This window comes from Herbaspirillum sp. YR522 (genome assembly GCF_000282575.1).
Taxonomy (GTDB): Bacteria; Pseudomonadota; Gammaproteobacteria; order Burkholderiales; family Burkholderiaceae_D; genus Herbaspirillum.
On the sequence record NZ_AKJA01000145.1, the window covers coordinates 1 to 9,412 of the forward strand.

Consider the following 9,412-nt stretch of genomic DNA (forward strand, 5'->3'; position numbering starts at 1 on the left):
GGCTGCCGTAGCCGATGGCTTCGCCGGGTGCCACCTGTTGCACGCCGATGATCTCGCTGCGCAAGGTCATCGCCGCACGCAAGCCGAAGTCCGCCGCCGTGCCGCCACCCGGCGTGCCACCGTACAGCATCACGCCCGGGCGTACCCAGTCGAAGGCCAGCTCCGGATGCAACAGGTCGGCCGCCGAATTGCACACGCTGCGCGCGCCGGCCAGGCCGGCGGTACCGGCCATGAAGCGCTTGACCTGCTCGGCCAGCGGCAGGTCGGGATTGCCCTCGTCGTCGGCGTTGGCAAAGTGGGTCATCATCGTGATGCTGCCGATGGCGGCGATACGAGACAGCCGCGCATGGGCCGCAGCATAGGCTTGGGGCCGGAAACCCAGGCGGTTCATGCCGCTGTTCATCTTCAGGTGGGCGTGCAGCACGGCATCGGTGGCAAATGTCTCGAGATGGGCAATCTGTTCATCGCAGTGCACGGCGAACTGGATATCGTGCGCGGCCAGCTGCGGCAGGTCGCTGGCATCGAAAAAGCCTTCCAGCAGCAGGATAGGCTTTTTCCATCCCAGTTCGCGCAGCCGCAGCGCGTAGTCGGGTTCGATCAGGGCCAGCCCGTCGGCCTGGGCAAAGGCGCGCATGGCGCGCTCCAGCCCGTGGCCATAGGCGTTGGCCTTGACCACCCCCCAGGCGCGGGCATTGGGGGCGCGGGACTTGGCCACGGCAAGATTATGTTGAAGCGCGGAAATACTGATGGAGGCGACTATCGGTCTGGGCATGGTGAATTGGCAATTCTGATCCGGGCCTGGCGCCGCAACGGGACGGCGGCAACCCGGCCCGGGCGGGGTGCGGGCAGCGTCTGCCGGCCGCACTGGCCGGGTAAGTTTTTCCGGTCGGGGAACAAGCGGGCATTTTACCGGACGAACCGCAAGGCAGTCAGGAAAGTGGCATATCAAGCAACCTGGCAGCCGGATGACGTTCTTTCATTGGCCGCCATGGATTCATGGTATAAAGCTAGCCGGACCTAATTTGTTACATTTTGGACAGGGATGAATCGCGGTTTCTATACCATCATGGCGGCGCAATTTTTTTCGTCGCTCGCCGATAACGCGCTGCTGATCGCCGCGATCGCGCTTCTCGCCGAAATGCATTCACCCGCATGGATGACGCCGCTGCTCAAGCTGTTCTTCGTGCTGTCCTATGTGTTGCTGGCCGCCTTCGTGGGCGCCTTTGCCGATGCCTTCCCCAAGGGCCGTGTCATGTTGATCACCAACATGATCAAGATCTTCGGCTGCAGCCTGATGTTCTTCACGGTCCACCCCCTGCTGGCCTATGCGGTCGTCGGCTTCGGCGCCGCGGCCTACTCGCCGGCCAAGTACGGCATCCTGACCGAGCTGCTGCCGCCCGAAAAACTGGTCGCGGCCAATGGCTGGATCGAAGGCCTGACGGTGGGCTCCATCATCCTGGGCACGGTATTGGGGGGGGCGCTGGTCAATCCGCATGTCTCCCAGGTCATCCTCAGCATCGATTTCCCGCTGTTCGACCTGCCCATCGACACCCCCACCGAAGCGGCACTGTGCATCATCTCCGTCATCTATATCATCGCCGCGCTGTTCAACCTGAGCATCCCTGAAACCGGCGCCCGCTATCCGCACCAGCAACGCAACCCGATCCGCCTGATCGTCGACTTCGCCGGCTGCTTCACCACCCTCTGGAACGACCGCCTGGGGCAGATCTCGCTGGCCGTGACCACCTTGTTCTGGGGTGCCGGCGCGACCTTGCAGTTCATCGTCTTGAAGTGGGCCGAGAAGTCGCTGCACATGCCGCTGGACAAGGCCGCCATCCTGCAGGGCATCGTCGCCGTGGGGGTGGCCCTGGGCGCGGTGGCCGCGGCCCGCTTCGTACCCCTGAAGAAATCGCTGTCGGTGATGCCGCTGGGCATCATCATGGGCATCGTGGTGATGTTGATGACCACCACCACCTCGGTGTGGGTGGCCTATCCGCTGCTGGTCATCATCGGCGCGTTGTCGGGTTACTTCGTGGTGCCGATGAATGCGCTGCTGCAACATCGTGGCCACGTGCTGATGAGCGCCGGGCATTCGATTGCGGTCCAGAACTTCAACGAGAACCTGTCGGTGCTGACCATGCTGGTGCTGTATGCCTTCATGGTGCGCATGAACCTGGACGTCAACACCGTCATCATCATCTTCGGCTCGTTCGTGGCCGGCATCATGTACCTGATCATGCGCCGCCATGCGGCCAACCAGCGTCAATACGACTCGCTGTCATTGATCGGCGAAGACAAGCACCGGCATTGAGCCCGGCCCTGCCGGCCCGGCCCTCGACTCAACGCAATGCCGTCGTCACCGGCGCGTGACGCACCTGGCGAACGGCCCGTTGCTGCCAGTCGGGCGGCACCGCAAAGCCACGTTCGATCTCGATGGCGTCGCCCTGCTCATCGGCCTGCGGCGCGCGGCACACGGCCACCAGTACTGGCTCGTCGATGGCGGCCAATTCAACCATTAACCGATCCAGCGGCACGGTACGCGCCATCGGCACGCGTGCCGGCGCCAGCCACTCCAGGCGCCGCAGCAGCACGAAATGCAACTCCGGTGCAAGCGCATAGCGCGCCTGCCAGCCCATGGCATCGGCCCAGAAACCGCGGCAATGATCGTCGGCAATCCCCATGGCCGGTGCCAACCGCATGTCATCCGCATAGAACAGCCAGCCACGCACCAATGCCTGGGCCGAGCTCACCGGAGCGGGCAAGACCTGGCCGGCTGCCCGATGCCGGGACAGCATCAGCTGCTGGGTCATGATCTTGCGCATCTTGCGGCCCAGCGAATCGGCCAGGTTGGGGCCGACGAAGGCGTCGGCGCCGCCGTCATGCTGCGCCGGGTCGTGCTGCAACAGGTAGAACTTGGTGGCGAACTCCCAGTGCTCCAGGCCGGCGTCGGCGTTCACATCGGGCCGACGCACCAGGAAATCGAATTCACCGAGGGTGACCCGCCCGGGGCCGTCGTCACGCACCTGCAGGTTGGCAGCCACCAGTTGCCCGCGCCAGCGCAGGTAAAAGCCGAGCAACTGCTCGGCATAGCGCCCCAGGCGCGCGGTGGGCTGGCGCTGCAGCTCGGCCTGCAGGTCTGCAAGCGCCGGCGCTTGCTGCAAGGCGTCGAGCCAGGCCACCACCTCGGGCGAGGGCACGCCCAGGGTCGCCACCCGGCCGGCCCAGCATGGTGCATCCCGCGCCAGCAGGTCGGGCGCGTCGAGCAGCCAGGCCAGCGTGCGCACATGCGGGTCGCGCAGGCTGGGCCAGCGTCGATGAAAGCGCTCCTGGTGAAGCATCGCTACCCCAGCGGCGCCCGGCATTCAGGCCTTCCCGCTTTGCTCGTAGGTGCTCATGGCCAGGCACAGGTCGGCCCAGGCACGGCTCTTGTCGGCCAGCGTACGCAGCAGGTAGGCCGGATGGTAGGTCACCACCAGCGGCAGGTCCTGATAGCGATGCACGGTGCCACGCAGCTTCGACACCGGGGTCGACGCATCCAGGCCCAGCAGCGACAGCGCCGCAGTCTTGCCAAGGGCCACCAGCACGGTGGGCTGGATCAAGGCGATCTGGCGCTGCAGGTAAGGCAGGCAGGCGGCCACTTCCTGCGGCGATGGCGGACGATCACGCCCGTTTTCATCGGTAGGCCGGCATTTGACGATATTGGCGATGTAGGCGTTCTCGCCCCGCCGTACACCCATGGAAGCCAGCATGTTGTCGAGCAGCTTGCCGGCCGGACCGACGAAGGGCTCGCCCTGCAGATCCTCGTTGCGGCCCGGGCCCTCGCCGATGAACAGCCAGCGGGCTTTTTCGTCGCCCACGCCGAAGACGGTGCGGTTGCGGCCATTGCACAATGTGCAGCGCCGGCAATCGGCCACCGTCTGCTTGAGCTCGCTCCAGTCCATGGCGGCGATCCTGGCCAGCATGGGGTCGCGGACCGGCGCGGCAGGGGCCTCGTCGTCATCGTGATCAGGAATGAGCAACGGCTCGGACGACGCTGCGAAATCCATCTCGTGCAGCCACGACGGCACGCCGTCGTCGGCCGTCGGCGCAGGCCGCGACGCCGGTGCGGCCCGGCTGACGGGCGCCACGGCGCGCGGCGTGGCAGCGGCAGGTACGCCAGGCGCCACCGGTGCCGCCACCGCAGCAGGTGCTACCGGTGCTACCGGTGCTACTGGTGCCACCGGCAGGTCGACGGCCGCTGCCTGCACCGCTTCTTCCAGCGCCAGCTCGCGCCGCACCCATACCGGGCCGATGCCCAGTGCATCCAGCAGTTGCAACGAAGAACCGACACCGTCCTCGCGCTTCAATTCTTCGTTCATAACGGCAAGCTCATGACGATCGCCCCTTCACGGGCATTGTTGACAGCCGGATAGTAATTCTTGCGCCGACCGATTTCGGTGAATCCATATTGCTGGTAGACCTTGAAGGCATGGCTGTTGGACTCCCTCACCTCCAGCAGCATGCGGCGCATGCCGAGCTTGCGCGCGCCGCTACTGGCATGCAGCAGCAACAGCCGGCCCAGTCCCTGGTGCTGATGGGCCTGCGCCACGCTGATGTTGAGCAGGTGTGCCTCGTCCACGGCCAGCATCACCAGGAAGTAACCGAGCAACTGGCCGTGCTCGTCGCGCAGCGTGCGCGCCTGATAGCCGCTGTAGAGCGAATCGAGAAAATTGCCGCGGGTCCAGGGATGCGAATAGACCGCGTTTTCGATCTCCACCACGGCGTCCACATCGTCCACCGTCATCGGCGCCAGCTGCAGCACGCCGAGCCTGGCCAGCACCGCCGCTTCCAGTGCTGCTGCATCGGCAGGCGTCATGCCTGCCCCTTGGCGGCATCGCGCACGGCGCGCTCGGCCGTGGTCAACGCGACCTTGTTACGCAGATACATCGGTTGCGCCTGCTGCGCCGGCAGGCCGCCGCCGCGCTCGAATTGCTGCTGTCCCAGGCGCGCCACGGCGCCGGCGTGCGGCATGAACTGCGGCAGTGCAAGCGCGAAATGCCGTTGGCGGAAGGCATCGGTAAAGTGCGCCGCATAGGCCTGCAAGCCGTTGCCGCACGCATACGGGCGCCCCTCGGTGCGCACCTCGGGCGCGCTCGACAGGGTCGGCTCGACCAGCGTTTCCCATCCGTCCTGGTGGGCGCGATAGCGCGCCCAGTACACCTCGCCCATGCGGGCGTCGATGATGGACAATACCTCAGGCACCTCGGGGTGCGCCGTGCGCAGCGCCTGGGCGGCGGCCTGCAGGGTCACCACCGGCACCACCGGCCGGTCGCAACCGAATGCCAGGCCCTGCACCACGCCGCAGGCGGTGCGCACACCGGTGAATGACCCGGGGCCGACACCGAAGGCCAGCGCATCGCACCGCGCCAGCGCAATGCCGGCATCGGCCAGCAACTGGCGCACCATGGGCAGGATCGCATCGGAGTGGGTCTGGGTGCCGGCGGATTCGCGGACGATCAGCTGGCCCTGGTAGAGCAGTGCTGCCGAGGCGAGCTCGGTGGATGTTTCAATGGCTAGAATCGTGGACATCCCGCTATTCTACCGTGGCGAAGCCGCAATTTTGCTGCGCTTTGCGGCGCCGCAAATCGTTGCGGCCCGTTGCAGGTAAAATAGCCACGCCATGTCCTACCAGAAACTTGACCATACCAACCGCCAGCAACTGGCCGACGCCCTGCGCACTGATACGTGGGTGGTGGCCTGCCTGTGCGCCGCATGGTGCGGCAGTTGTCGCGAGTATGAGAGCGCCTTCGGCGCATGGGCGGCGCGTTCGCCGCAATATCATTTCGTCTGGATCGACATCGAGGACCAGGCCGACCTGCTGGGCGACATCGATGTCGACAACTTTCCCACGCTGCTGCTCGAGCGGGGCGCCACGGTCGCCTTCTTCGGCCCGATGGAACCCGACACCCGCCTGGCCGAACGGCTCCTGGCGGCCCAGGTCGACAAATCCGACGCCGAACTGCAGCGCGAAGCCCTCAGCACCAAGCAACGTCGTACCTGGCAGGAAGAATGCAGCCTGCTGGCCAGGCTGGCCGACCTCGCCTGATCCCGCACCCGAGACGCCAGCTCAGGCCAGCCAGGGATCGCTCTCCGGCTGCGGGTAGCGACTGCTGACGTACTCCACGAAACTGCGCACCTTGGCCGACAGCAGCCGCCGACTGGGATAGGCCATCGACATGGCCACCTTGCCGATATCGTAGTCGGGCAGCACCCGCACCAGCCGACCGCTGCGCAGGTCGTCGCCCAGCGAGAAGGAAGGTCGCAGTGCGATCCCCATGCCGGCCAGGGCGAACTCGCGCAGCAGCACCCCGCTATTGGACACCACCTTGCTGACGATGGGCACGTCCATGACGCCTTCGGCGGTATTGATATGCCAGTGGTGGCGCAGATATTCGTGCGAGAAGTTGAGGCAGTGATGCTGCGACAGCTCGGCCGGTCGGGCTGGTGTGCCGTGCTTGTCCAGGTAGGCCGGCGCCGCGCAGAGCACCACCTGCGCCATCCCCAGCTGGCGCACGATCATGCTGGCGTCGACCTTTTGCAGGCTGCTGAAAAAGCCGACGTCGATGGCCTCCTCGACGATGTCGACGGCGCGGTCCGACAGCGTCACGTCAAGTACCACCTCGGGATAGAGCTGCGAATAGCCCGACAGCAATCCGCCGACTTGCGACTGCCCAAAGCCGGCATGCGAATACACGGCCAGGGTGCCGGTCGGTTTCTTGGTGTCCAGCGAGACCAGCGCCTCGGCGTCGTCGATCTCGGCCAGGATCAGTCGCACCCGCTCCAGATAGGCCTGCCCGGCCTCGGTCAGCGACAGGCGCCGGGTCGATCGATTGAGCAGGCGCGTGCCCAGATGAGCCTCCAGGTCGGCGATGAAGCGGGTGGCCACGGCGTTGGAGATTTCCATTATTTCCGCCGCGCGCACGAAGCTGCCCTGCTCCACTACCTTGGCAAACACGCGCATTGATTGCAGCCGATCCATTTTTCAAGCCCTCGATTGTTCCGGATAAAGAAATAGTCAATTCCGATTAGACCCATTTTTCTTTGAACAGGCAATAACTACACTGCATGCATCGGTTGGGTAATTGCAAAAAGCAACACGCGGCGCCCGACCAATAGCAAGCGGCCTGCTCATCGGCCAACCACCTCACCAATAAAGAAAGAAGGACATCATGAACATCAAGAACATTACCCTAGCCGCCGCCCTGATGATTGCCGCCGGTACTGCCATGGCCGAAGCACCTTATCCACCGGAAACCCCATTCGTGTCGACCCAGACCCGCGCCGACGTCAAGGCCGAGCTGCAACGTGCCCGCGCCAACGGCGAGATCACCGTGCGCAATGAATACCCGGTGGTACAGCAACCCAGCTCACACCTGTCGCGCCAGCAAGTCCAATCGCAAGTGCAACAAGCCGGCAACCGCACCCAAGGCCTGTACAACGGCGCCTGATGCATTGATCGCAGGCAGCCCGCAACAGGCTCCATCGTCCCGGCAGCGATCCGCCCCTGGCGTCTGAACCACCGGCTCGAGCAATCCAGGTAACACGCACTTGCTGCAATATCGGTACTGCAACACCACCTGCCATGCCGCCTGCACCGTTTGCAGCGCATGACAGCTGGTGTCCCCTCCTCTTCCCGCCCCCTCCTCGTGCTGCGATGCGACATGCAACAATGCGTGTGGCAAGCCTGCTGGCGACCAGTTTTTCCTTGAGATTTCGCCGGTGCGGATGTAAAGTCAAGGGTTTGTTCCCTCCGGCCTAGCTAGCGATTGTTCGTCAAAGTCGGCCACCTTCCTTTATCTCTATGGCTTTATACGTTCACAAATATGGCGGCACATCGATGGGCTCGACCGAGCGCATCAAGAATGTCGCGAAGCGCGTTGCCAAGTGGCACGACGCAGGCCATCAGATCGTTGTCGTGCCGTCTGCGATGTCTGGTGAAACCAACCGTTTGCTCGGCCTGGCCAAGGAAATCATGGCCCAGCCTGAAGGTCGCGAGCTCGACATGCTGGCCTCCACCGGCGAGCAAGCCTCGGTTGCGCTGCTGGCCATTGCGCTGCAGGCGCTGGGCAAGCAGGCAGTGTCGTACGCTGGCTGGCAGGTACCGATCAAGACCGATTCGTCGTTCACCAAGGCGCGCATTCGCTCCATCGACGACACCAAGGTGCGGCGCGACCTCAACGCCGGCAAGATCGTGATCATCACCGGCTTCCAGGGCGTGGACACCGACGGCAACATCACCACGCTCGGCCGTGGCGGTTCCGACACCTCGGCCGTGGCGGTGGCAGCGGCCATCAAGGCTGCCGAATGCCTGATCTACACTGACGTCGACGGCGTCTACACCACCGACCCACGCGTGGTCAGCGAAGCGCGTCGCCTCAACACCGTGACGTTCGAAGAAATGCTGGAGATGGCATCGCTGGGTTCCAAGGTCCTGCAGATCCGTTCGGTCGAATTCGCCGGCAACTACAAGATGCCCACGCGCGTGCTGTCGTCGCTGACCGACCCCTTAATGCCGTTGTCCGAAGAGACCATCTCCGGCACCCTGATTTCGTTTGAGGAAGACAAGAATATGGAACAAGCCACCATTACCGGCATCGCCTTCAGCCGCGACGAAGCCAAGATCACCGTGTTGGGCGTGCCTGACCGTCCGGGCATTGCGTATCAGATCCTGGGCCCGGTTGCCGACGCCAACATCGAAGTCGACATGATCATCCAGAACCAGTCGGTCGAAGGCAAGACCGACTTCACGTTCACCGTACCGCGCGCCGAATATGCCAAGGCGGTGGAAGTGCTCGACAACAGCGTCAAGGCGCACATTGGTGCGGCCTCGATCAACGGCGACACCAAGGTCTCGAAGGTCTCGGTGGTGGGCGTTGGCATGCGCAGCCACGTCGGTATTGCGTCGCAGATGTTCCGCACCTTGTCGGAAGAAGGCGTGAACATCCAGATGATCTCGACCTCCGAGATCAAGATTTCCGTATTGATCGACGAAAAGTACATGGAACTGGCCGTACGCGCGTTGCACAAGGCCTTTGATCTGGAAAACGCAAAGTAACAGCGCCTGGGCGGCGGCAGATCGATGATTTTTTGCAAGACTTTTGTTGACCAACCGCCCTTCAGAAGCTATTATGCGTGACTTCGCTTGAGACAGAAATTAATTGTTTCAAGTATGGGAGACGTGGCCGAGTGGTCGAAGGCACTTCCCTGCTAAGGAAGCATATGGGCTTAAACCTGTATCGAGGGTTCGAATCCCTCCGTCTCCGCCAAAAAAAGTAAATGCCCGCGCAAGCGGGCATTTTTTTTGGTGGAGACGAGTAAGCCGCCTGCGCGGCTTACGCGAGGGATTCGAAGGGTTTGGCTTGCAAGCCAAACC

Annotated in this window: 10 protein-coding genes and 1 tRNA gene; 5 read left to right on the top strand and 6 right to left on the bottom strand. The window is 63.7% G+C overall.

Going from position 1 to position 9,412, the window contains the following annotated elements:
• The coding region (gene alr / locus PMI40_RS20630; protein ID WP_008119422.1) for an alanine racemase at positions 1–772 on the bottom strand (772 nt) is incomplete at its 3' end.
• 270 nt (positions 773–1,042) lie between these two features.
• On the opposite strand from alr, the gene lplT reads away from it, so the two are divergent.
• Entirely contained in the window at positions 1,043–2,311 is a 1,269-nt protein-coding gene (gene lplT, locus PMI40_RS20635) for a lysophospholipid transporter LplT (protein ID WP_008119424.1), read from the top strand.
• A gap of 28 nt (positions 2,312–2,339) precedes the next feature.
• Here the strand turns inward: lplT and PMI40_RS20640 are convergent, their stop codons facing one another.
• The 4 genes from PMI40_RS20640 to tsaB are packed head-to-tail and all read right to left on the bottom strand — an operon-like array spanning position 2,340 to position 5,568.
• Positions 2,340–3,362, bottom strand: coding sequence for a DUF1853 family protein (locus PMI40_RS20640; protein ID WP_008119425.1), 1,023 nt, complete (start codon positions 3,360–3,362; stop codon positions 2,340–2,342).
• Positions 3,363–4,358, bottom strand: coding sequence for a uracil-DNA glycosylase family protein (locus tag PMI40_RS20645; protein ID WP_008119427.1), 996 nt, complete (start codon positions 4,356–4,358; stop codon positions 3,363–3,365).
• Positions 4,355–4,855 carry a ribosomal protein S18-alanine N-acetyltransferase gene (gene rimI, locus PMI40_RS20650; protein ID WP_008119431.1) on the bottom strand — a complete coding sequence of 167 codons (501 nt, stop codon included), beginning with the start codon at positions 4,853–4,855 and terminating at the stop codon, positions 4,355–4,357. The genes PMI40_RS20645 and rimI overlap by 4 nt, the downstream gene beginning before the upstream one ends.
• Positions 4,852–5,568, bottom strand: a complete 717-nt coding sequence (gene tsaB / locus PMI40_RS20655; RefSeq protein WP_008119433.1) for a tRNA (adenosine(37)-N6)-threonylcarbamoyltransferase complex dimerization subunit type 1 TsaB — start codon at positions 5,566–5,568, stop codon at positions 4,852–4,854. The genes rimI and tsaB overlap by 4 nt, the downstream gene beginning before the upstream one ends.
• Before the next feature lie 91 nt (positions 5,569–5,659).
• Between tsaB and PMI40_RS20660 the strand changes: the two genes are divergently transcribed.
• Entirely contained in the window at positions 5,660–6,085 is a 426-nt protein-coding gene (locus tag PMI40_RS20660; protein ID WP_008119435.1) for a thioredoxin family protein, read from the top strand.
• 21 nt (positions 6,086–6,106) lie between these two features.
• Here PMI40_RS20660 and PMI40_RS20665 read toward each other — a convergent pair whose 3' ends face one another.
• The gene (locus tag PMI40_RS20665; RefSeq protein WP_008119437.1) at positions 6,107–7,018 is read right to left on the bottom strand and encodes a LysR family transcriptional regulator; all 912 of its coding nucleotides are present in this window, start codon (positions 7,016–7,018) and stop codon (positions 6,107–6,109) included.
• A 190-nt stretch (positions 7,019–7,208) separates the two neighbouring features.
• Between PMI40_RS20665 and PMI40_RS20670 the strand changes: the two genes are divergently transcribed.
• From PMI40_RS20670 to PMI40_RS20680, 3 genes are all read left to right on the top strand, one after another.
• Positions 7,209–7,487: a DUF4148 domain-containing protein gene (locus PMI40_RS20670; RefSeq protein ID WP_008119439.1), complete on the top strand. Its 279-nt coding sequence runs from the start codon at positions 7,209–7,211 to the stop codon at positions 7,485–7,487.
• A gap of 353 nt (positions 7,488–7,840) precedes the next feature.
• Positions 7,841–9,094 carry an aspartate kinase gene (locus tag PMI40_RS20675; RefSeq protein WP_040502582.1) on the top strand — a complete coding sequence of 418 codons (1,254 nt, stop codon included), beginning with the start codon at positions 7,841–7,843 and terminating at the stop codon, positions 9,092–9,094.
• Positions 9,095–9,211: 117 nt separating this feature from the next.
• A tRNA-Ser gene (locus PMI40_RS20680) sits at positions 9,212–9,305 on the top strand.
• Positions 9,306–9,412 lie beyond the last annotated feature (107 nt).

What these genes read in the sequence shown, in the direction of transcription:
- lplT (WP_008119424.1), top strand. Translation starts at nt 1,043, where the DNA reads ATGAATCGCGGTTTCTATACCATCATGGCGGCGCAATTTTTTTCGTCG.
- PMI40_RS20675 (WP_040502582.1), top strand. Translation starts at nt 7,841, where the DNA reads ATGGCTTTATACGTTCACAAATATGGCGGCACATCGATGGGCTCGACC.
- PMI40_RS20645 (WP_008119427.1), bottom strand. Translation starts at nt 4,358, where the DNA reads ATGAACGAAGAATTGAAGCGCGAGGACGGTGTCGGTTCTTCGTTGCAA.
- PMI40_RS20670 (WP_008119439.1), top strand. Translation starts at nt 7,209, where the DNA reads ATGAACATCAAGAACATTACCCTAGCCGCCGCCCTGATGATTGCCGCC.
- PMI40_RS20660 (WP_008119435.1), top strand. Translation starts at nt 5,660, where the DNA reads ATGTCCTACCAGAAACTTGACCATACCAACCGCCAGCAACTGGCCGAC.
- rimI (WP_008119431.1), bottom strand. Translation starts at nt 4,855, where the DNA reads ATGACGCCTGCCGATGCAGCAGCACTGGAAGCGGCGGTGCTGGCCAGG.
- PMI40_RS20640 (WP_008119425.1), bottom strand. Translation starts at nt 3,362, where the DNA reads ATGCCGGGCGCCGCTGGGGTAGCGATGCTTCACCAGGAGCGCTTTCAT.
- PMI40_RS20665 (WP_008119437.1), bottom strand. Translation starts at nt 7,018, where the DNA reads ATGGATCGGCTGCAATCAATGCGCGTGTTTGCCAAGGTAGTGGAGCAG.
- tsaB (WP_008119433.1), bottom strand. Translation starts at nt 5,568, where the DNA reads ATGTCCACGATTCTAGCCATTGAAACATCCACCGAGCTCGCCTCGGCA.